We start from the raw sequence: 20,722 nt of genomic DNA, 5'->3' as shown, positions 1-20,722 counted from the left end.
AGTCACGCATCCGATCGCCCGCCCACGCGAATCCCGCCGTCGCCGCTCGTCGGGAGTCGCGTGGGCGGGAAGGTCACTCCCCGGCCGACCCGGGTCGGGCCGCCGGGGGCGATCGTCGTAGCCCGCGTCGCAGGGTCGAGCCCGCCGAGTCGCCGATCGACCGGGCCAGCCCGACCAGGTCGGGCAGCCACCCGCCCCGCACCGCCTCGCCGGCCGGGTTCGGCGCGAACACGACCCCCGGGTTCGGCGGCGTGGGCCGATTCGTCAACCCGCCGGCCCGCATCAGCGGTCCCACGAGCACGTCGTAGACCGCCGGCAACGCGCTGAACCCGAACCGCATGACCAGGTTGACGCGGCCCACCGAGATCTCCCGGCGGGGCTTGTCGGCGCAGTGCGCGATGGCCCGTGCCACCCGCTCCGGGGTGGTGATCGGCAGCGGCGGCCGGCCGATCCGCCCGAGGTAGTTCGCCGCCTGCTGGTAGACCGGGGTGTCCACGCTGCCGGGCGTGACCAGGCAGACGTGCACCCCGCGCAGGTCCCGCGACTCCTGCTGCAACGCCCGCGCCAGGCCGTGCAGCCCCCACTTGCTGGTCACGTATCCGCTCATGTAGGGCGCGGTGACGTGGCCCAGCACCGATCCGGTGAGGATCAGCGTGCCGCCACCGGCCGCCCGGAAGTGCCGCAGCGCCACCCGGGCGACTCCGGCGGCGGCCAGCAGGTCGGTGCGGACCACCTGGTCGAAGACCTCCGCCGGGATCTCCTCGAAGCGTCCGTACGCCATCACCGCCGCGGTGTGCACCCAGACGTCGAGCCCGCCGAACTCGGCGACCGCGACGGCCGCCAGCGCGTCCAGGGCGTCCGGCGCGGTGACGTCGGTGGGCACGGTGCGGACGTCCGCCGCGCCCGCGTCGGCGCACTCCCGGCGCACCTGGGCCAGCGTCTCGGGGGAGCGGGCCGCGAGGACCAGCCGGTCCCCGCGGCCCGCGAACTCCCGGGCCGCCGCCCGGCCGATCCCGCTGGTCGCGCCGGTGACGACCACCGTCCGGGTCACGGTGCGAGCACGACCTTGACGCAGCCGTCCTCCTTCTTCTGGAACATCTCGTACGCCTGCGGCGCCTGGGCCAGCGGCAGCCGGTGGGTCCGCAGGTCCTCGACGCCCAGCGGGTCGTCGTCGCCCTCCAGCAGCGGGATGATGTCGTCGACCCACCGCCGCACGTGGCACTGCCCCATCCGCAGCTGGATGCCCCGGTCGAACATCTCCATCAGCGGCATCGGGTCCTGCTCGCCGCCGTACACCCCGGAGATCGACACGGTGCCGCCGCGCCGGACCGCCTTGAGCGCGGCGTGCAGCACCACCAGCCGGTCCACGCCGGCCGCGTCGATCATCGGCTGGGCCAACTTGTCCGGGAGCAGACCCGCGGCGGCCTGGGCGATCTTGCCGACCGGCGCGCCGTGCGCCTCCATGCCGACCGCGTCGATCACGGCGTCCGGGCCGCGCCCGTCCACCAGGTCGATGAGCGCGCCGGGCACGTCGTCGAGCTGGCTCACGTCGAGCACCTCGATGCCGTGCCGGCGGGCCATCTCCAGCCGCTCCGGCACCAGGTCCAGGCCGATCACCCGGCCGGCGCCGAGGTGCCGGCCGATCCGGGCGGAGAACTGCCCGACCGGGCCGAGCCCGAACACGGCGAGCGTGCCGCCGGGCGGGGTGTCCGCGTACTTCACGGCCTGCCAGGCGGTGGGCAGGATGTCGGAGAGGTAGAGCCAGCGCTCGTCCGCCCCGGTCTGCGGGATCTTGATCGGCCCGAACTGGGCCTGCGGGACGCGCAGGTACTCGGCCTGGCCGCCCGGGACCGAGCCGTAGAGCGAGGTGTAGCCGAACAACGACGCGCCCTTGCCCTCGGCGGTGACCTGCGTGGTCTCGCACTGCGCGTAGAGCTGCCGCTCGCACATCCAGCAGTGCCCGCAGGAGATGTTGAACGGGACGACCACGCGGTCGCCCTTCTTGAGCCGGGTCACCCCCGACCCGACCTCCTCGACGATGCCCATCGGCTCGTGCCCGAGCACGTCGCCGGGCTTCAGGTACGGCCCGAGCACCTCGTACAGGTGCAGGTCGGAACCACAGATGGCGGTCGAGGTGATCCGGACGATCGCGTCGGTCGGCTCCTCGATCCGGGGATCCGGGACGTCCTCGACCCGGACGTCACGCTTGCCTTGCCAGGTCAGTGCCTTCATGCCTGAATGTCCCTCCTCGGTGCCGTCCATGGGACTGCTACCCCCGGGGAGTGACTTGAACCGGCGGTTCCCGCCGCCGCTTGGCGCCGCCGCCGCGCAGCCGTTCCGCTCGGCCCCCCGGCATGCTGGTGTGGCCGGCTCGCGGGCACCCCGAGAGTGCCTAGGAACTTGATGACGCAGGTGATTCAGCCCGCCGGCCCACTCGTGCGCCAGGCGGGCTGGCGAGTCGCTTCGTGATGCGCAGGCGGTGTCCCGTCGCGCTGTGCCTGCCGCGTCGCGCTGCCGCCGCCGTGCCGCCGCTGCCGCCGGTGCGGTGGAACCGTCCGCGCCGTGTTGCGTCGGCGGCGCAACCGGTCCGAGGGCCTGATCCGTTCTCGCCATCAAGTTCGTAGCGGTCGAGGATGGCTCCCCCGACCTCGATTACGAGATCGATCTTCCGCATCGTGGAAAGAGCGGAGATCTTGGTACGAAACGACCCATCCAGGGGCCAATCCGTACCAAGATTCCCGGGAGCCGGGAGGGCTGCGTACCCGGAAATGGGCCGACCGCCGCGCCCCTGGCGGCGGGGCGCGGCGGTCGGGTGGTTCCGACGGCGACGGGTCAGGAGCCGGGGGTGCCGGCGCGCTTCGTCGTCGCCTTGAGGTAGTCCCGGTTGAGCCGGCCGATGGTGTTCAGCGGGATGCCCTTCGGGCAGGCCGACGAGCACTCGCCGATGTTGGTGCAGCCGCCGAAGCCGGCCTCGTCGTGCGCGTCCACCATGCCGATCACCCGGGTGTAGCGCTCGGGCTGACCCTGGGGGAGCAGCGAGAGCTGGGTGACCTTGGCGGCGGTGAACAGCATGCCGGAGCCGTTCGGGCACGCCGCCACGCAGGCGCCGCACCCGATGCAGGCGGCCGCGGAGAAGGCGGCGTCCGCGTCCTCCTTGGCCACCGGGGTGGAGTGCGCCTCCGGGGCGCTGCCGGTCGGCGCGGTGACGTAGCCGCCGGCGGCGATGATCTTGTCGAAGGCGTTCCGGTTCACCACCAGGTCCTTGACGACCGGGAAGGCGCGGGCCCGCCAGGGCTCGATGTCGATCGTCTCGCCGTCGGAGAACTGCCGCATGTGCAGCTGGCAGGCGGTGGTGCCGCGCTGCGGACCGTGCGCCTCACCGTTGATCATGAGGCTGCACGCGCCGCAGATGCCCTCGCGGCAGTCGTGGTCGAAGGCGACCGGCTCCTCGCCGTCGAGGATCAGCCGCTCGTTGAGCACGTCGAGCATCTCCAGGAAGGACATGTCCGGGGACACGTCCGGCACCGGGTAGGTCACCATCCGACCCTTGTCCTCGGGGCCGGTCTGGCGCCAGATGCGCAGGGTCAGGTTCACTTGTAGCTCCGCTGCGAGGGGTGGACGTATTCGAAAACCAGGTCTTCCTTGTGCAGCACCGGGGTGCCGGCGTCGGCGGCGTACTCCCACGCGGCGACGTAGGCGAACCGGTCGTCGTCGCGCTCCGCCTCGCCGTCCGGGGTCTGGTGCTCGGCCCGGAAGTGGCCGCCGCAGGACTCCTCGCGGTGCAGCGCGTCGATGCACATGAGCTCGGCCAGCTCGAAGAAGTCGGCCACCCGGCCGGCCTTCTCCAGCGACTGGTTGAGCCCTTCGCCGTCACCGGGGACGCGGGCCCGCTGCCAGAACTGCTCCCGCAGGGCGCGGATCTCGTCGATCGCCTTGCGCAGCCCGGCCTCGGAGCGCTCCATGCCGCAGTGCTCCCACATGATCTGGCCCAGCTCCCGGTGGAACGAGTCCACCGTGCGGTCACCGTTGATCGCGAGCAGCCGGCGCAACCGCTCCTCGACCTCGGTACGCGCCGCGACCGCCTCGGGGTGGCTGGCCTCGACCTTCTCCATCGGGTTGGCGGCCAGGTAGTTCGCCAGCGTGCTCGGCAGCACGAAGTAGCCGTCGGCCAGGCCCTGCATCAGCGCCGAGGCGCCGAGCCGGTTCGCGCCGTGGTCGGAGAAGTTGGCCTCACCGATCACGAACAGGCCGGGGATGGTCGACTGGAGGTCGTAGTCGACCCAGAGGCCACCCATCGTGTAGTGCACGGCGGGGTAGATGCGCATCGGCACCTCGTACGGGTCCTCGCCGGTGATCCGCTCGTACATCTCGAAGAGGTTGCCGTACTTGGCCTCGATGGCCTTGCGGCCGAGCCGGCCGATGGCGTCGGCGAAGTCCAGGTAGACGCCGAGGCCGGTCGGGCCGACGCCGCGCCCCTCGTCGCACACGTTCTTCGCGGCGCGGGAGGCGATGTCGCGCGGGACCAGGTTGCCGAAGGAGGGGTAGATCCGCTCCAGGTAGTAGTCCCGCTCGTCCTCGGGGATGTCGCGCGGGCTGCGGTCGTCGCCCTTGACCTTCGGCACCCACACCCGGCCGTCGTTGCGCAGCGACTCGCTCATCAGGGTCAGCTTCGACTGGTGGTCGCCGGAGACCGGGATGCAGGTCGGGTGGATCTGGGTGTAGCAGGGGTTGGCGAAGTACGCGCCCTTGCGGTGCGCCCGCCAGGACGCGGTGACGTTGCAGCCCTTGGCGTTGGTGGAGAGGTAGAAGACGTTGCCGTAGCCGCCGGAGGCGAGCACGACCGCGTCGGCCATCTCGGTGCTGATCTCGCCGGTGACCATGTCGCGGACCACGATGCCGCGGGCCCGGCCGTCGACGACCACCAGTTCCAGCATCTCGTGGCGGGCGTTCATCTCCACGTTGCCCAGGCCGATCTGCCGCTCCAGCGCCTGGTACGCGCCGAGCAGCAGCTGCTGACCCGTCTGGCCCCGGGCGTAGAAGGTGCGCTGCACCTGGGCGCCGCCGAAGGAGCGGGTGTCGAGCAGGCCGCCGTACTCGCGGGCGAACGGGACGCCCTGGGCGACGCACTGGTCGATGATGTTGACCGAGACCTCGGCCAGCCGGTGCACGTTCGACTCCCGGGACCGGAAGTCACCGCCCTTGACCGTGTCGTAGAAGAGCCGGTGCACCGAGTCGCCGTCGTTGCGGTAGTTCTTGGCGGCGTTGATGCCGCCCTGCGCGGCGATCGAGTGGGCCCGGCGCGGGCTGTCCTGGTAGCAGTAGGACTTCACGTGGTAGCCCTGCTCGCCCAGCGTCGCCGCGGCGGAGCCGCCGGCCAGGCCGGTGCCGACCACGATCACCGTCAGCTTCCGGCGGTTGGCCGGGTTGACCAGCTTCATGTCGAAGCGGTGGCGGTCCCATCGGGTCTCGACGGGGCCGTCCGGGGCCCTGGTGTCGGCGATCGGGTTGCCCTCGGTGTACAGATCCATGTCAGGCCACCAATCCGGTGAGTACGGCGAACGGGACCACCAGGTAGCCGGCGCAGAGCACGACGGCGAAGACGAGCGCGGCGGCGCGGGCCCGGCGCTCACCCTTCGGCGTCTGCTGGCCGAGGCTGCGGAACGCGCTGAAGGCGCCGTGCCGCAGGTGGAAGCCGAGGGTCACGATGGCGAGCGTGTAGAAGAGGGTGACGTACCAGCGCTCCGGGGCGAAGTCGGCGACCACGTTGCCGTACGGGTTGGCCGCGTCGCCCTGCGGGTTGAGGTGACCGGTGGTCAGGTCCAGGATGTGGTAGATCACGAACAGCAGGATGATCACACCACCCCAGCGCATGGTGCGGGCCGCGTAGTTCACGTGGATCTTCCGGCGGTGCGCGTACGCCACCGGGCGGGCGGCCCGGGCGCGCACGGCCAGCACGGTGGCCGCGCCGATGTGGGCCAGCACCGCCACGGTGAGCACGGCTCGCTGGATCCACAGGTACCAGGTGGTCGGCAGCAGTGGCGTGCCGAGGTCCCGGAGCCAGTGCGCGTAATGGTCGAACGAGGTCTCGCCCGTGAAGATCTTCAGGTTCCCGAGCATGTGCACGATCAGGAACAGCACCAGGAGGATGCCCGTCACCGCCATGACGGCCTTGAGGCCGACGTTGGAGCGGATGGGCGACCGAGTTTTCGTGATTACCACATGACCGACGCTAGGAGCACTTCGATCAGGCGTCCAATGCATCGAAATCACAGTCTTGATAGCCGTAGGCTATAGAGATGCAGCTCCATCAGCTCCGGTACTTCGTCGCGGTCGCAGAAGTACGACATTTCACCCAGGCGGCCGATGTCGTCGGCATAACCCAGCCCTCGTTGAGTAAGCAAATTCACGCGCTGGAGGCCGACCTCGGGGCCCCGCTCTTCGAGCGGGTAAGGGGCAACATCGCACTCACCGCGGCCGGCGAGGTGCTGCTGCCGCTGGCCAAACGGATCCTCGCCGACGTGGACACCGCGACCCGCGAGGTGCAGGAGCTGGTCGGGCTGCGCCGTGGGCGGGTCCGGCTCGGGGCCACGCCCAGCCTGGCCACCTCGCTCGCACCTCCGGTCCTGCGCCGGTTCCGCGACGCGCACCCGACCGTCGACCTTCGGGTCGAGGAGGGCGGCTCCCAGGACCTGGTCCGCGACCTGCTGCGCGGCGACCTCGACCTGGCGCTGGTCATCATGCCGTCCGGGGGCGCCGACCCCGGGCTGCGCGTCGACCCGATCCTGCGCGAGAGCCTGGTGGTCGCCTCGGTGGAGCCGCTGCCGGGTGCCTCCGCCGCCGGCGAGCTGCGCATCACCGACCTGCGCGACCAGCCGCTGGTGATGTTCCGGGAGGGCTACGACCTGCGCGACGCCACCCTCCAGGCGTGCCGGGCGGCCGGCTTCGAGCCGAGCCTGTCGGTGGACGGCGGGGAGATGGACGCCGTGCTCAGCTTCGTCGAGGCCGGTCTCGGCGTCGCGCTGGTGCCCGGCATCGTGGTGGCTCGCCGCCCGGGCATCCGGGTCACCCGCCTGGTCCCGCCCGGCGTGCGCCGGACCATCGCGGTGGCCCGCCGCCGGGACGTGGTCCCCACCCACGCCGGCCGGGAGCTACGCCGCATCCTCCTGGAGTACGTGCACGACGCCACCGCCGCCGACCAGCTCCCGGCCGGCGTGGAGCCGCTGGCCTAGGCCGCGCCGGCCGTGGGCCAGTTGCGCAGCAGGGCGTCGACGGCGTCCAGGACCCGCTCCCAGCTCTCCGGCGGCGCCGGCGGGCTGTGGTCGAAGCCGCCTCCCAGCTCCAGACCGACGAAACCCTGGAAGACGCTGCCGAGCAGGCGGACGGCGTGCGTCTGGTCCGGCTCGGGCAGGTGGTAGCCGCGCAGGATCGCCCGCATCATCGCCGAGTGTCGGAAGCCGGCGCTGCCGGCGGCGGTCCGCGGATCGAGCCGCAGCTGGGCGGCGGTCCAGCGGCCCGGGTGCCGGTGGGCGTAGTCGCGGTAGACGTTGGCGAAGGCGGTCAACGCCTCCTTGCCGGCCCGTCCGGCGAGCGCGTCGGCGGCCCGGTCGGCGAGTTCGCCGAGCGCGAGCAGCGCGATCCCGGTCCGCAGATCCTGGGAGTTGCGCACGTGGGAGTAGAGGCTGGCGACCGTGACGCCGAACCGCCTGGCCAGCGCCGAGACCGTCACCTGGTCGAAGCCGACCTCGTCGGCCAGCTCCGCCCCGGCCTGGATCAGGCGTTCCCGGTTGAGTCCCGCACGGGCCATGAGTCTCCTCTCACCAAACCCCATTATGCCTTTGCCTAATACCTTTAGGAAAATTACCCTCGGCATCATGACCCCGTTGACCGAACCCGAGATCCGTGCCGCGTTCGTGAACTGCACCAAGGGCGAGGCGAAGCGCATGCACGTCCCGCGCGACCTCGCTGCCCGCCCCTGGGACGACCTCGACTACCTCGGCTGGCGAGATCCGCAGGCGCCCGACCGCGCCTACCTCGTCGCCGTCCTCAGCGGCCGCCCGACCGGCCTCGCGCTACGCCGCCCCAGCCCCGGGCCCGGTCAGCAACGCCGCAACATGTGCTCGGTGTGCCTGACCAACCCGGCCGGCGGCGTCAGCCTGATGGTCGCGCGCAAGGCGGGCAAGGCCGGGCAGCAGGGCAACTCGGTCGGCATCTACCTCTGCGACGACCTCGCCTGCTCCCTCTACGTGCGGGGCCGCAAGGACGCCGGCCCCGGCGCGCGCCTCCCCGAGTCCCTGACCCTGGACGAGAAGATCGACCGCACCGTGTCGCACCTCACCGCCTTCATCACCCGGGTGACCGCCTGACAGCGTCGCCGGACGACCCGGTCAGCGGCCCTCGGCATCGTCCATGGCTCGGTAGATGCGCTGTTCGGAGACCGGGTAGGGGGTGCCGAGGGCCTGGGCGAAGACGTTCACCCGCAGCTCCTCGATCATCCAGCGGATCTGTCGGGCCGCCGGCGACGCGCGCCGGGCCGGGGGCAGCGCGGCCAGCATGTCCTGGTATTCCTTCTGCACCACGGCGATCCGGTCCTGCTGGGACTTGTCGCGCTGCGGGTTGCCGGGCAGCCGGTCCAGCCGGCGCTCGATCGCGGTCAGGTAGCGCAGCAGGTCGGGCAGGCGGGCGTAGCCGGCCTCGGTGACGAAGCCGGCGTGCACGAGGCCACCGAGCTGGGCCCGGACGTCGGCCAGGGCGGCCACCACGGCCAGGTCGCGGGTCGCGCCGAGTCGCTGCTCCACCGCGTACGCGGCGGCCAGCACCTGCCGGACCCGGCCCATCACCTCGACCACGGTGTCGACCAGGTCGGCGCGGACCCGCTCGCGCAGTGCCGCGAAACCGTCGGCGTCCCAGGCCGGGCCGCCCGCGTCCGCCATCAGTTTGTCGATGGCGGCGCCGGTGGCGTCCTCGATCAGCGCCGGCACCCCGCCGTGCGGGTTGCGCGACAACGCCAGCTTCGCCTCGTTGCTCAGCCGGCCCTGGAGGAACTTCGCCGGTGACGGCAGGGTCAGCCGGAGCAGCCGGCGGGTGCCCGCCCAGTGTGCGGCCTCCTGCTCCCCGGCGGAGTCGAACACCTTCACCCCGACGGTGGCGCCCTCGTCCACCAGCGCCGGGTGGGCGGTCACCGCGAAACCGGCCCGGACCTGCTCGATGGTGCGCGGCAGTGTGCCGATCGACCATCCGGTCAGCCCGCTGCGGGCCACGTCCGGCGCGGCGGCGGCGACGACCTGGCGTACCTCCTGGCGCAGCTCGCGTTGCAGCGCCGGCAGGTCCTTGCCCTCGGCGACCGGCTTGTCGTCGTCGCCGAGGACCCGGAAGGTGACCCGCAGGTGCGGCGGCAGCTTGCCCGGCTCCCACGCGTCCGGCGGCACGGTCACGCCTGTCATCCGGCGCAGCTGCCGGGTCAGCGCGGCCAGCAGCGGCTCCTCGCCCGGCGTGATCGCGGCCAGCGCCGCGCGGGCGTAGTCGGGCACCGGGACGAAGTTGCGCCGGACCGGTTTGGGCAGCGACCGGATCAGCGCGATGACCAACTCCTCGCGCAGCCCCGGCACCTGCCAGTCGAAGCTCTCCGCCGGCACCTGGTTGAGCAGTGGCAGCGGGATGTCCACGGTGACGCCGTCGGTGGGCGCGGTGGGGTCGAACGTGTAGGTCAGCGGGAGCGTGACGCCGTCGGCCCGCCACTCGTCCGGGTAGTCCTCCTCGGTCACGCCGCCGCGGCCGGCGTTGACCAGCAGCTCGCGGGTGAAGGTGAGCAGGTCCGGCTGCTCCCGGCGGGTCTTCTTCCACCAGGTGTCGAAGTGCCGGCCGGAGACCACGTCGGCGGGGATCCGCTGGTCGTAGAAGGCGAAGATGGTCTCGTCGTCGACCAGGATGTCGCGCCGCCGGACGCGGTTCTCCAGCTCCTCGACCTCGGTCAGGAGCTTCTGGTTGTCGCGCCAGAACTGGTGGTGGGTCTGCCAGTCGCCCTCCACCAGGGCGTGCCTGACGAAGAGCTCCCGGCTCAGCGCCGGGTCGATCCGCCCGAAGTTGACCTTGCGGGACGTGACCAGCGGGATGCCGTAGAGCGTCACCTTCTCGAAGGCCATCACCGCGGCCTGCTTCTTCTCCCAGTGCGGCTCGCTGTAGCTGCGCTTGACCAGGTGCTGGGCCAGCGGCTCGACCCACTCCGGCTCGACCCGCCCGGCGACCCGGCCGAACAGCCGGGACGTCTCCACCAGCTCGGCGGCCATCACCCAGCGCGGCGGCTTCCGGAACAGCGCCGAGCCGGGGAAGATCACGAACTTGGCGCCCCGGGCGCCCAGGTACTCGTGTTTCTGCGCGTCCTTGAGGCCGAGGTGCGACAGCAGGCCGGGCAGCAGTGACTGGTGCACCTTCGGGGTGTCGATCTCCTCCGGCAGGTCGGCGCCGGCGCCGCGCCGGCCCTCGCCCTTCTCGCCGGCTCGCAACACCTGCCGGAGCTGGCTGACGATGTCCTGCCACTCGCGTACCCGGAGGTAGTTGAGGTGTTCGGCCCTGCACAGCCGCCGGAACGCGCTGGACGACAGCTCGCGCTGCTTCTCCCGCAGGTAGCGCCAGAGATTGAGGAACGCGACGAAGTCCGACTCCTTGTCGGCGAACCGGGCGTGCGCCTGGTCGGCCTGCGCCTGCCTGTCGGCCGGGCGTTCGCGCGGGTCCTGGATGGAGAGCGCGGCGGCGATCACCACCACCTCGGTGGCGCAGCCGTTGCGCTCACCTTCGAGCACCATCCGGGCCAGCCGGGGGTCGACCGGGAGCTGGGCCAGCCGCCGGCCCAGCGCGGTGAGCCGCTTCGCCGGGTCGGCCTCGGCCGGGTCCAGCGCGCCCAGTTCGTGCAGCAGGTTGACGCCGTCGGTGACGTTGCGCCGGTCCGGCGGGTCGATGAACGGGAACGCGGCGACGTCACCGAGCCCGATCGAGGTCATCTGGAGGATGACCGAGGCCAGGTTGGTGCGCAGGATCTCCGGGTCGGTGAACTCCGGCCGCGAGTCGAAGTCCGCCTCGTCGTAGAGCCGGACGCAGATGCCGTCCGAGGTGCGTCCGCAGCGGCCCTTGCGCTGGTTGGCGCTGGCCTGCGAGACCGGCTCGATCGGCAGCCGCTGCACCTTGAGCCGGCTGGAGTAGCGGGAGATCCGGGCGGTGCCCGGGTCCACCACGTACTTGATGCCGGGCACGGTCAGCGAGGTCTCCGCGACGTTGGTGGCGAGCACCACCCGGCGGTTGCTGTGCGCGGCGAAGACCCGGTGCTGCTCGGCGCTGGAGAGCCGGGCGTAGAGCGGCAGGATCTCGGTGCCGAGCAGGGACCGTTTGTTCTGCACCAGCTTGCCGAGCGCGTCGGCGGTGTCCCGGATCTCCCGCTCGCCGCTGAGGAAGACCAGGATGTCGCCGGGGCCCTCGGCGGCCAGTTCCTCGACCGCGTCGCCGATCGCCTGGATCTGGTCCCGGACGTTCTCCTCGTCGGTCTCGTCCTCCGCCTCGCCCTCGGTGACCTCGACCAACGGCCGGTAGCGGACCTCCACCGGGTAGGTGCGGCCGGAGACCTCGACCACCGGGGCCGGGTTGCCCTCGGCGTCGGCGAAGTGCTTCGCGAACCGGTCGGTCTCGATGGTCGCCGAGGTGATGACCACCTTGAGGTCGGGCCGTCGGGGGAGCAGCTGTCGCAGGTAGCCGAGGATGAAGTCGATGTTGAGGCTGCGCTCGTGCGCCTCGTCGATGATCAACGTGTCGTACTGCCGCAGCATCCGGTCGGTCTGCAGCTCGGCCAGCAGGATGCCGTCGGTCATCAGCTTGACCAGGCTGGTGTCGCCCACCTGGTCGCTGAAGCGCACCTTGTAGCCGACCACGCCGCCCAGCTCGGTGCCGAGTTCCTCGGCGATCCGGTCGGCGACCGTGCGGGCGGCGAGCCGCCGGGGCTGGGTGTGACCGATCAGACCGGTGACGCCGCGGCCCAGTTCCAGACAGATCTTGGGTAGCTGGGTGGTCTTGCCGGAGCCGGTCTCGCCGGCCACGATCACCACCTGGTGGTCGCGGATCGCGGCGGCGATGTCGTCCTTGCGCTCGCTGACCGGCAGCTGCGCCGGATAGGTGACGGTCGGCACCGCGGCCCGCCGGGCCGCCAAACGCGCCTCGGCGCGAGCCACGTCGGTCGCGATCTCGGCCAGCGCCGCGTCCCGCCGTTGCGGGTCCCGCAGCCTCCGCACGCCGTCGAGCCGCCGCTGCAGGCGGCGCTGGTCGCGGAACATCAGGGCGTCGAGGCGGCGGTGCAGGTCGCGGACGTTCTCGGGTGCGGCGGGTGCGGCGGGTGCGGCTGGATTCTGCATGTCGTCGCCAAGGATAGGCAGCCGCGCGGCGGACCGCCCCCGGGTTACCGACCGTTGGCGTGCCCTCCCCGGCCGGAGCGTCCGGCCCGGATAAAGTTGCCGCCGACGAGGTCGACGAGGACGGGGATGATCATGCGGGACACCGACCGGGCGCTCGTGCAGGCCGCCACCGCCGTCGCCAAGCTCCGCTGCCGCAGTGAGAACCACACCGTGGCCGCGGCCGTGCGCAGCACCGACGGCCGGGTGTTCAGCGGGGTGAACGTCTACCACTTCACCGGTGGCCCGTGTGCCGAGGTGGTGGCGCTCGGCGCGGCCGCCACGCAGGGCGCCGGCGAGTTGGAGGCGATCGTCGCGGTGGGCGACCGGGGTCGCGGTGTCCTCCCGCCCTGCGGGCGCTGCCGGCAGGTGCTGCTCGACTACTTCCCGTCGATCCGGGTGATCGTCGGGCCGCCGGACGGGCTGCGCGCGGTGTCGGTGGCCGACCTGCTGCCCGAGACGTACGTCTGGTCGGACCACCAGGTCGAGGTGCCGGCCGGCCCGCGGACCGGGGTGTGGCCGCTGCCGGTGGTGCCCGGGAGCCGCCAGTCCGCGGAGGACTGACGCCGGGCCTTGCGGCCGCTTTCCAACGTTGTAATACTCGGGTCCCGTACTCAGGAGGCCCGATGACCCCCTACCCCGCGCCGGACGACGAGACCCCGGTCGAGGCCCTCGGTGACCTCTACCGTGACGGCATCACCGCCTGCCGGGCCGCCTTCGACGTGGACTGGGTCGCGCGGGTCGGCGAGGACGTCGACGCGGCGTTCCGGGAGGCCCGCTCCCGCCCCGACGGGGCGGTCGGCCGCGGACCCGAGCGGTGGTATGTCGAGATCCATCCCGAGCAGCTGCGCGGCTTCGTCGACCTGGTCACCCACCCCTGGGTGGTGTCGGTGTGCCGGGCCGTGCTCGGCCCCGACTACGAGATCGTCGAGCTGGGCTTCGACATCCCGTTCCCGGGCGCGGCCATGCAGCCCTGGCACCGGGACTTCCCGATGCCCGAGGAGACCCGGCTGCGACGCCGGCTCACCTCGCTGGCGTTCAACCTCACCACCGTCGACACGGTCGAGGAGATGGGCCCGTTCGAGATCGCCCCGGGCACCCAGTGGGACGACGGGCGCGGCTTCGACCACGAGATGTTCCCGCCCACGGACCGGTACCCCCGCTACCAGGACCGCGCCGTGCGCACGTATCCGAAGCGCGGGGACATCTCGGCGCGTTCCGCGCTCACCGTCCACCGGGGCACCCCGAACGTCAGCGACCAGGCCCGGCCGGTGCTGGTGCTCGGCGTGGACGCGCCGGGCGCGGGCAACGCGGCGCACCACGACCTGGCGGTGACCCGCCCCTACCGGGACACCCTGCCGCACCTGGTCCGCGACCACCTGCGCTGCCCGGTGGTGGACACGCTGGTGCCGATCCGGCAGAAGCACACCATCGAGGGCCTGGTGATGGGCGCGGAGTGACCCGCCGCGTCAGCCGGCCGGTCGGATGCGCAACGCGCGGATCGCCCAGTCCAGCACCGGCGCGAGGCTCTCGACCGGCGGCCACCCGTTCACCACGGCGAGCAGGTTCTCGTACCGCTCCCGCCGGGGATCGTGCGCGGCCGTCAGCCGGTCGAGCAGACGTCCACGAAGGGCGGCGTCGTCCGGTCGGCCGCACAGGGCGGCGTAGCGGGCCGCGGCCCGGGCCAGGACCGGATCGGCGCGGGGCGAGACCGGGTCGACGCCGGCGGCCAGCGCCGGGGTCACCTCCTCCCGGACCACGGCGACCGCGTCCCGGCGTACGCCCTCGACGCCCGCCCGGTCGGCCGCGTGCAGCTCGGCGAGCCGGCGCAGGCCGGCCCGGAAGCCCGGGTCCAGGGTCAGCTCGGCCAGCTCCACCCACGCCTCGACCTGCTGGTCGTCGGCGTCGTCGGGCAGCTCCGGGGTGAGCGACCGGCGGATGCCCGGGAACCCTTGGCCGGTCAGGCCGGTGAAGGCCTCGTCGAGGAACGCGTCGACCAGTCGCCGGCGCTCCCGCGCGGCCAGTCCGGCCAGCCGGTGCAGCAGCTCGGCCTCGGCCGGGCCGGACCGACGCCGGGCGATCACGGTCAGCACCGCGCGGCGCGCGCGCAGCACCCGGATCTGGGCGGCCAACGCGTCCGCGTGCGCGGCGGCGACCTCCGGCAGCGTGACCTCCCGCGCCAGCACCCGGCGCACCGTCGCCAGGTCCACCCCCAGCTCGCGCAGCGTCCGCACCAGGTCGACGCGGGCCACCGCGTCCGGGGCCCAGCGACGGTGGCCGCTCGGGCCCCGGTCGGTCGGCGGCACGATGCCCCGGTCGGACCAGAACCGGATGGTCTTCACCGGCACGCCGGTCCGCCGGGCCAGCTCACCGATCTCGTAGCGCTCCGCACCGTCCATGCGGCCACCCTCCCGCCTCCCCCCGGTGGAGGCGCAAGCGCATCGACATCGCCGAGTTAGGCGTGCCTTACCTGTTCAGCTAAGGTAAGGCGTACCTAATCGGAAGGCGAACACCCCCGTGACCACCGTCGCCGTCCGGCCCGCCCGGGCCGACGCCCCCGCCCGCCGCGGCGCCCCCCGCCGGGTGGCGGTCACCGCGGCGGCGGCGCTCCTGCTCGTGCTGGCGTTGCTCGCCAGCCTCGCGTTGGGCAGCCGCCACCTCCCGGTCGACCAGGTCTGGCACGCCCTCGTCGCGCCGGACGCCGGCGACGCCACCACCGTGGTCCGCGAGCTGCGGGTGCCGCGTACCGCCCTCGGGCTGGTCGTCGGTCTCGCGCTCGCGCTGGCCGGGGTGCTGTTCCAGGCGGTCACCCGCAACCCGCTGGCCGAGCCGCGCATCCTCGGCGTCAGCGCCGGCGCGTCGTTCGGCGTGGTGCTGGCCATCGCCGTCTTCGGCGTGAGCACGCTCGCCGGGTACGTCTGGTTCGGCATCGCCGGTGCGCTGTTCGCCGGAATGCTGGCGTTCGCCGTGGCCAACCGCACCCGCGAGGGCGCCAGCCCGGTCACCCTCGCGCTGGTCGGCGCCGCCCTCGACGCCGGTCTCGGCGCGATCGTGTACGCGCTGCTCAGCATCGACGCCCGCACGTTCGAGGAGTACCGCTTCTGGGTGGTCGGCGGGCTCACCGGCCGGGACGTGGGCGTGGCCGGGCAGGTGCTCCCGTTCGTGCTGGCCGGGGTGCTGCTGGCCGCGCTCGCCGCCCGGGGGCTGGACGCGCTCGCCCTCGGCGACGACGTCGCCCGCGGCCTGGGGCACCGGATCGCCCTGGTCCGGCTGGCCGCCGGCGGCGGGGGAGTGCTGTTGACCGGGGCCGCGGTGGCCGCCGCCGGCCCGATCGCGTTCGTCGGGCTTGCCGTGCCGCACCTGGCGCGGGCGCTGGTCGGCGCCGATCACCGGTGGACGCTGCTGGTTGCCGCGCTGCTCGGCCCCACCCTGGTGCTCGCCGCCGATGTCGCCGGCCGCCTGGTCGCCCCGCCCGGCGAGATCCCCGCCGGCATCGTCACCGCCCTGCTCGGCGCCCCCCTGCTCGCCCTCCTGGTCCGCCGAGCCAAGGTCGTCACCGCATGACCACCCCCACCCCCACCCCCACCCCCAGCGCCCGCGATCTTGCAGTTGCTGCCCCGGCGAACCGGGCAAATGCCCCGTTCGAGGGGCCACAAGTGCAAGATCGCCGCAGCGGGGGGCGGGGCGGAGCGCTCGCCGGGAAGGCGCTGCTGCGGGTGGGGCCGGTGGCGGTGCCGTTCCGGTGGCGGGCGGTGGTGGTCGCCGTGGTGCTGCTGGTGCTGCTGCTCGCGGCGGTGGTGGTCAGCCTGTCGCTGGGGACGCCGTACGTGGCGCCGGTCGACGTGCTGCGGTCGCTCTCCGGGGCCGGCACCCCGTACGACCTGGTGGTGCGCGACCTGCGGCTGCCGCGCGCGGTCCTGGCGGCGCTGGCCGGCGCGGCGTTCGGCGTGGCCGGCACGCTGATCCAGAGCGTGGCCCGCAACCCGCTGGCCAGTCCCGACGTCATCGGGGTCACCCAGGGCGCCGGGCTGGCCGCCACCATCGCGTTGACCAGCGGCGCGGCGGCCGTGCTGGTGGCACCGGCGGCGCTGCTCGGCGGCCTGGCCGCGGCCGTCCTGGTGTTCGCACTCGGCGCCCGGCACGGGCTGGCCGCGCAGCGGTTCGTGCTGGCCGGCGTGGCGGTGGCGTTCGCGTTCCGGGCGCTGATCGAGGTGGTCATGCTCACCGCCGACCCGATCGACGGCCTGCGCGCCCAGCTCTGGCTGATCGGCACGCTCGCCGGCAAGGGGTGGACCGAGGCGGCCTGGATCGCCGGCACGCTCGCCGTGCTGCTGCCGGTGCTGCTCTGGGCCGGGTGGGCGCTGCGCGGCTCCGCCCTGGACGACGACACCGCGCGTGGGATCGGGCTGCGCCCGGTGGCCCGGCGGATCGGGCTGGCCGGCACCGGCGTGCTGGCCGCCGCCGCGGTCACCGCCCAGGTCGGCGCCGTGGACTTCGTGGCGCTGGTCGCCCCGCAGGTGGCCCGTCGGCTGGTCCGCGCCGAGCGTCCGCCGATGCTCTGCGCCGCGCTGCTGGGCGCGCTGCTGCTGGTGCTCGCCGACCTGGCCGGCCGCCGGCTGTTCGCGCCCACCCAGCTGCCGGCCGGCGTGCTGACCGCGGCCATCGGTGGCCCGTACCTGATCTTCGTGCTGCTGCGTACCCGAGGGAGGCGGTCGTGACCGCGCTGCTGTCCACCCGCGACCTGGTCGTCGGCTACGAGGGCCGGACCGTGCTGGACGGGCTGGAACTCGACCTGCCGGCCGACGCGTTCACCGTGGTCGTCGGCCCGAACGCGTGCGGCAAGTCGACAGTGCTGCGCACCATGGCGCGGCTGCTCACCCCGCGCCGCGGCGCGGTGCTGCTCGACGGCGCGCAGATCCGTGACCTGCCCACCCGCGACGTGGCCCGGCGGCTCGGCGTGCTGCCGCAGAGCCCGCTGGTGCCCGAGGGGATCACCGTGGCCGACCTGGTCGGGCGCGGCCGGCAGCCCTACCAGCGGTGGTGGCGGCAGTGGTCGGCCGAGGACGGTCGGGCCGTCGACGAGGCGATGCGGCTGGCCGACGTGACCGCGCTGGCCGACCGCGCGGTGGACACGCTCTCCGGCGGCCAGCGCCAGCGGGTGTGGATCGCCATGACCCTCGCCCAGGACACCGACGCGCTGCTGCTCGACGAGCCGACCACCTTCCTCGACCTGGCCCACCAGGTGGAGGTGCTGGACCTGCTGCACCGGCTGCGCGTCGAGCGGGGCCGGACCGTGGTGGCCGTGCTGCACGACCTCAACCAGGCCGCCCGGTACGCGGACCACCTGGTCGCCATGCGCGACGGCGCGGTGGTCGCGGCCGGTCCGCCGCGCGAGATCCTCGACGCCGGCCTGGTCCGCGACGTCTTCGGGCTCGACTGCGTGGTCGTGCCCTGCCCGGTCACCGGCGCACCGCTGGTGGTGCCCGCCCGCACCCAGACCTCGGCCGCTCCGCCCGCCCGCACCCACTCCTCGGCCGCTCCGGCCGGCACGCCGGCCCCGGCCGGCGCCCCCGTCGGCGACGCCTGAGCGCGCCGGCTGACACCCGCACCACGGAAAGGAACCTGATGCGTCGCCTCGCCGCCGTACTCACCACCGCCCTCGCCCTCGCCCTCGGCGTCGGCCTCACCGCCTGCGGGGAGAGCGACCCGGTCGCCGACGCCGGCGCCGGGGACACCCGGGAGATCACCCACGCCATGGGCGCCACCAAGGTGCCCGCCGAGCCGAAGCGCGTGGTGGTGCTCGACACCGACAAGATCGACACCGCGTTGTCGCTGGGCGTCACCCCGGTCGGCGCGGCCACCGCCGGCGAGGCGAAGAGCTGGCCCACCTACTTCGGTGCGGACAAGCTCACCGGCATCACCGAGGTCGGCGTGCTCACCGAGCCCGACCTGGAGGCGATCAACGCGCTCAAGCCGGACCTGATCCTCGGCAGCAAGTTCCGCCAGGAGAAGTTCTACGACGAGCTGTCGGCCATCGCGCCGACCGTGTTCACCGAGAAGGTCGGCGTCACCTGGAAGGAGAACTTCCTCCTCGACGGCGCGGCGCTCGGCAAGGAGCAGCAGGCCAAGGACCTGCTGGCCGCGTACGAGAAGCGGGCGAAGGACTTCGGCGCGAAGCTCGGCGACGCGGACGCCCGGAAGATCTCCATCGTGCGCTTCATCCCGGGCAACATCCGGGTGTACGGCCCGGACTCGTTCTCCGGCATCGTGGTCGGCGACACCGGCCTGGGCCGCCCGGAGCGGCAGCGCCTGGAGGGCAAGGAGGACAAGCGCTTCGACCTGGTCAGCGCCGAGCGGGTCAACGAGGTCGACGGCGACGTGGTGTTCGTGACCGCGTACGGCGAGAAGGCCGCCGCCGAGCAGGCGAAGGTCACCACCGGCAGTCTGTGGAAGGGCCTGTCCGCGGTCAAGGCGGGCAAGGCGCACGTGGTCTCCGACGAGGTGTGGATGACCGGCATCGGCGTCGGCGCCGCCAACAAGATCCTCGACGACCTGGCGACGTACCTGGCCGCCTGAGTCGTCGCGCCCGCCCGGTCGCACCGTCGGCCACGGCCGAACGGCCGCCCCCGGCTATCGGGGGCGGCCGTTCGGGTCGGTCGGGTCAGGCGGCCGTGGACCAGATGGCGCGGAACGCTGCTGCCTCGCCGGCCAGCCACTGCTCGATCTGCTCGGGCTTGGCGTCGGCCGGCATCCGGTGCGCCTCGCCGCGCCGCACGTCGACGAGCACCGGCTCGGCGTGCGGCAGCACCGCGTCCATGTGCCGGGCCATCAGGTGCAGCGTGGCCAGGGTGGCCTCCTCGCTCGGCGGCGCCTCGTCGAAGTGCAGCCGGATCGCCTCGGCCCGGCCGTCGGCGTAGCGCACGCCGAACTGCGGGTTGATCTTCACAGGCAGGTCGCCCAGCATCGCCAGGGCGTCGCGGGCCTGCGCCAGGTCGACGCCGGCCGGCTCACCGAGCGAGTGCAGCCAGCGGGTCGCGCCGGGCACCAGCGCCTCGTAGAGCGGGCGCCAGCGCGGCTTGACCACGTCGACCACCTGGGTCAGGTGGGTGCCGCCGGTGTGGAACGCGACGTCGGCCTTGAGTGCCTTGACGAACTGACCGTGCGGGTTGAAGCCGTGCCGGCTCGCCCGCTGCCGGCGGAGGCCGCCGACGAACGTGGCCTTCGTGGGGCCGGTGCGGTCCACGTAGCGGGTGAAGCCGAGAAGCGTGGCGTAGGGGGTGACAGGGGCGGCGGAGGTGGGCGCAGTCACGAGCATCCTCCCAGGTCAACAGCTCGTTTAGTACATACATTCTAATCGACGGGTCTGACATCGCCCAGGGTTGTGAGGCGGTTCCGGCGTGCGGATGGCGCACGTTCCCGGACGCTGTCGTCCAGCCGACGGCACCGGGCCCGACGCGGGCCTACGCTGAGCGCCGTCACCCCCCGGTTGACCTGGCCGGACGACGTCGAGGAGCACCCCGTGAAGACTCCGCACCGCAGGTTCCGGACCCGGTTCCGGGTCGAGGTCGTCTCCGCGTCGCTCTTCGGCGCGCTGTTCGTGCTGACGCTGTTCCGGCGGGACTGGCTCGAGGCGTTCGGCATCGAGCCCGACCACCACGACGGCACGGTGGAGTGGCTGCTGGTCGCCGGCCTGTTCGTGCTCTTCGCCCTGTGTGCCGTCTCCGCCCGGCTGGAGTGGCGCCGGACGGCGCCGGCCCGGTGAGGTCGTCATGACCACGATCGACGACGTCAGCCCCACCCGCGCCAACACGCCGCACCGCAAGTCCGGGCAGTTCACCACCGGGCGGATGCTCTCGCTCGACAGCTCCGACGACGGGCGGCTGGTCTTCGCCGGGTCCTTCTCCAGCAACCTCTGGGCCTCCGAGGACGGCGGTGAGTCGTGGTCGCAGGTCGCGCGGCCCGAACCGGCCGCCGACCAGTTCGGCGTGCCGGGCGCGATCGGCGGCTACTGCGTCACCTCGATCGCCGTCGCGCCGGACGTGGCGCGGTGGTCCGTCGCGCGCAACCCCCGCCTGCTGGGCCGGATCTCCGCCGCCCCCGGTGCCGGCATCGTCGGCTTCGGCGACACCGGCGTGTGGACGGCGACGACCGGATCCGACGGTACGTTCGCCGCGCCCCGGCTGCTGTCGGCGGACTTCGGGACGCAGGCCGGTGGCTGGCGGGTGGACCGGCACCCCCGGTTCCTGGCGGACGTGACCGGGGACGGTCGGGCGGACATCGTCGGGTTCGGTGACGAC

General features: G+C 73.1%; 18 protein-coding genes and 1 pseudogene. 10 read left to right on the top strand and 9 right to left on the bottom strand.

Annotated features, from left to right (window positions below):
• Nucleotides 1–73: 73 nt before the first annotated feature.
• The 5 genes from GA0070213_RS28920 to GA0070213_RS28900 form a co-directional block, all read right to left on the bottom strand.
• Complete coding sequence (locus tag GA0070213_RS28920; RefSeq protein ID WP_091071604.1) at nt 74–1,051, bottom strand: SDR family NAD(P)-dependent oxidoreductase; 978 nt, start codon at nt 1,049–1,051, stop codon at nt 74–76.
• Nucleotides 1,048–2,232, bottom strand: a complete 1,185-nt coding sequence (locus tag GA0070213_RS28915) for a zinc-dependent alcohol dehydrogenase (RefSeq protein WP_091071601.1) — start codon at nt 2,230–2,232, stop codon at nt 1,048–1,050. The genes GA0070213_RS28920 and GA0070213_RS28915 overlap by 4 nt, the downstream gene beginning before the upstream one ends.
• Before the next feature lie 600 nt (nt 2,233–2,832).
• On the bottom strand, nt 2,833–3,594 hold the full coding sequence (locus tag GA0070213_RS28910) for a succinate dehydrogenase/fumarate reductase iron-sulfur subunit (protein ID WP_091071598.1): 762 nt from the start codon (nt 3,592–3,594) through the stop codon (nt 2,833–2,835).
• Nucleotides 3,591–5,528, bottom strand: a complete 1,938-nt coding sequence (locus tag GA0070213_RS28905; RefSeq protein ID WP_091071595.1) for a fumarate reductase/succinate dehydrogenase flavoprotein subunit — start codon at nt 5,526–5,528, stop codon at nt 3,591–3,593. Before GA0070213_RS28905 ends, GA0070213_RS28910 begins: the two co-directional genes overlap by 4 nt.
• Nucleotide 5,529: 1 nt before the next feature.
• Nucleotides 5,530–6,261: a succinate dehydrogenase cytochrome b subunit gene (locus GA0070213_RS28900; protein WP_091071593.1), complete on the bottom strand. Its 732-nt coding sequence runs from the start codon at nt 6,259–6,261 to the stop codon at nt 5,530–5,532.
• Between the two features lie 29 nt (nt 6,262–6,290).
• Between GA0070213_RS28900 and GA0070213_RS28895 the strand changes: the two genes are divergently transcribed.
• Nucleotides 6,291–7,229, top strand: a complete 939-nt coding sequence (locus GA0070213_RS28895) for a LysR family transcriptional regulator (protein WP_175441549.1) — start codon at nt 6,291–6,293, stop codon at nt 7,227–7,229.
• Here the strand turns inward: GA0070213_RS28895 and GA0070213_RS28890 are convergent.
• Complete coding sequence (locus GA0070213_RS28890) at nt 7,226–7,804, bottom strand: TetR/AcrR family transcriptional regulator (protein WP_091071588.1); 579 nt, start codon at nt 7,802–7,804, stop codon at nt 7,226–7,228. The genes GA0070213_RS28895 and GA0070213_RS28890 overlap by 4 nt on opposite strands.
• Before the next feature lie 67 nt (nt 7,805–7,871).
• Between GA0070213_RS28890 and GA0070213_RS28885 the strand changes: the two genes are divergently transcribed.
• The gene (locus GA0070213_RS28885) at nt 7,872–8,363 is read left to right on the top strand and encodes an FBP domain-containing protein (protein ID WP_091071585.1); all 492 of its coding nucleotides are present in this window, start codon (nt 7,872–7,874) and stop codon (nt 8,361–8,363) included.
• A gap of 21 nt (nt 8,364–8,384) precedes the next feature.
• Here the strand turns inward: GA0070213_RS28885 and hrpA are convergent, their stop codons facing one another.
• Nucleotides 8,385–12,389: an ATP-dependent RNA helicase HrpA gene (gene hrpA, locus GA0070213_RS28880; RefSeq protein ID WP_091071583.1), complete on the bottom strand. Its 4,005-nt coding sequence runs from the start codon at nt 12,387–12,389 to the stop codon at nt 8,385–8,387.
• Nucleotides 12,390–12,515: 126 nt separating this feature from the next.
• Here hrpA and GA0070213_RS28875 point away from each other — a divergent pair, with 126 nt between their 5' ends.
• Complete coding sequence (locus GA0070213_RS28875; protein ID WP_091071581.1) at nt 12,516–12,989, top strand: cytidine deaminase family protein; 474 nt, start codon at nt 12,516–12,518, stop codon at nt 12,987–12,989.
• Nucleotides 12,990–13,051: 62 nt separating this feature from the next.
• A complete protein-coding gene (locus GA0070213_RS28870; protein ID WP_091071580.1) occupies nt 13,052–13,885 on the top strand; it encodes a phytanoyl-CoA dioxygenase family protein in 834 nt (277 codons plus the stop codon).
• A 9-nt stretch (nt 13,886–13,894) separates the two neighbouring features.
• Here GA0070213_RS28870 and GA0070213_RS28865 read toward each other — a convergent pair whose 3' ends face one another.
• Nucleotides 13,895–14,824, bottom strand: coding sequence for a MerR family transcriptional regulator (locus tag GA0070213_RS28865; protein ID WP_091071579.1), 930 nt, complete (start codon nt 14,822–14,824; stop codon nt 13,895–13,897).
• 118 nt (nt 14,825–14,942) lie between these two features.
• On the opposite strand from GA0070213_RS28865, the gene GA0070213_RS28860 reads away from it, so the two are divergent.
• The 4 genes from GA0070213_RS28860 (at nt 14,943) to GA0070213_RS28845 (ending at nt 19,001) form a co-directional block, all read left to right on the top strand.
• Nucleotides 14,943–15,989, top strand: coding sequence for a FecCD family ABC transporter permease (locus tag GA0070213_RS28860; protein ID WP_091071576.1), 1,047 nt, complete (start codon nt 14,943–14,945; stop codon nt 15,987–15,989).
• A gap of 92 nt (nt 15,990–16,081) precedes the next feature.
• A complete protein-coding gene (locus GA0070213_RS28855) occupies nt 16,082–17,143 on the top strand; it encodes a FecCD family ABC transporter permease (RefSeq protein ID WP_245716599.1) in 1,062 nt (353 codons plus the stop codon).
• Nucleotides 17,140–18,012 carry an ABC transporter ATP-binding protein gene (locus GA0070213_RS28850; RefSeq protein ID WP_091071573.1) on the top strand — a complete coding sequence of 291 codons (873 nt, stop codon included), beginning with the start codon at nt 17,140–17,142 and terminating at the stop codon, nt 18,010–18,012. Before GA0070213_RS28855 ends, GA0070213_RS28850 begins: the two co-directional genes overlap by 4 nt.
• A 38-nt stretch (nt 18,013–18,050) precedes the next feature.
• Nucleotides 18,051–19,001 (top strand): ABC transporter substrate-binding protein, encoded by a 951-nt coding sequence (locus GA0070213_RS28845; RefSeq protein WP_091071570.1) that lies wholly within the window; start codon nt 18,051–18,053, stop codon nt 18,999–19,001.
• Nucleotides 19,002–19,086: 85 nt separating this feature from the next.
• On the opposite strand, the gene GA0070213_RS28840 is transcribed toward GA0070213_RS28845, so the two are convergent.
• Nucleotides 19,087–19,734, bottom strand: coding sequence for a hypothetical protein (locus tag GA0070213_RS28840; RefSeq protein ID WP_091071735.1), 648 nt, complete (start codon nt 19,732–19,734; stop codon nt 19,087–19,089).
• A gap of 210 nt (nt 19,735–19,944) precedes the next feature.
• Between GA0070213_RS28840 and GA0070213_RS28835 the strand changes: the two genes are divergently transcribed.
• Nucleotides 19,945–20,187 (top strand): ABC transporter permease, encoded by a 243-nt coding sequence (locus GA0070213_RS28835; RefSeq protein ID WP_091071733.1) that lies wholly within the window; start codon nt 19,945–19,947, stop codon nt 20,185–20,187.
• Nucleotides 20,188–20,194: 7 nt separating this feature from the next.
• Nucleotides 20,195–20,722 (top strand): annotated as a pseudogene (locus GA0070213_RS28830) (VCBS repeat-containing protein); the annotation flags it as partial.

The sequence above is a fragment of the Micromonospora humi genome, assembly GCF_900090105.1.
Lineage (GTDB): Bacteria > Actinomycetota > Actinomycetes > Mycobacteriales > Micromonosporaceae > Micromonospora > Micromonospora humi.
The sequence above is the reverse complement of the archived record's forward strand: the minus strand, read 5'-3'. Positions and strand labels throughout refer to the sequence as shown.

Coding starts and splice junctions, on each gene's coding strand:
- GA0070213_RS28915 (WP_091071601.1), bottom strand. CDS start 2,232: ATGAAGGCACTGACCTGGCAAGGCAAGCGTGACGTCCGGGTCGAGGAC.
- GA0070213_RS28905 (WP_091071595.1), bottom strand. CDS start 5,528: ATGGATCTGTACACCGAGGGCAACCCGATCGCCGACACCAGGGCCCCG.
- GA0070213_RS28900 (WP_091071593.1), bottom strand. CDS start 6,261: ATGCATTGGACGCCTGATCGAAGTGCTCCTAGCGTCGGTCATGTGGTA.
- GA0070213_RS28890 (WP_091071588.1), bottom strand. CDS start 7,804: ATGGCCCGTGCGGGACTCAACCGGGAACGCCTGATCCAGGCCGGGGCG.
- GA0070213_RS28885 (WP_091071585.1), top strand. CDS start 7,872: ATGACCCCGTTGACCGAACCCGAGATCCGTGCCGCGTTCGTGAACTGC.
- hrpA (WP_091071583.1), bottom strand. CDS start 12,389: ATGCAGAATCCAGCCGCACCCGCCGCACCCGCCGCACCCGAGAACGTC.
- GA0070213_RS28875 (WP_091071581.1), top strand. CDS start 12,516: ATGATCATGCGGGACACCGACCGGGCGCTCGTGCAGGCCGCCACCGCC.
- GA0070213_RS28870 (WP_091071580.1), top strand. CDS start 13,052: ATGACCCCCTACCCCGCGCCGGACGACGAGACCCCGGTCGAGGCCCTC.
- GA0070213_RS28865 (WP_091071579.1), bottom strand. CDS start 14,824: ATGGACGGTGCGGAGCGCTACGAGATCGGTGAGCTGGCCCGGCGGACC.
- GA0070213_RS28845 (WP_091071570.1), top strand. CDS start 18,051: ATGCGTCGCCTCGCCGCCGTACTCACCACCGCCCTCGCCCTCGCCCTC.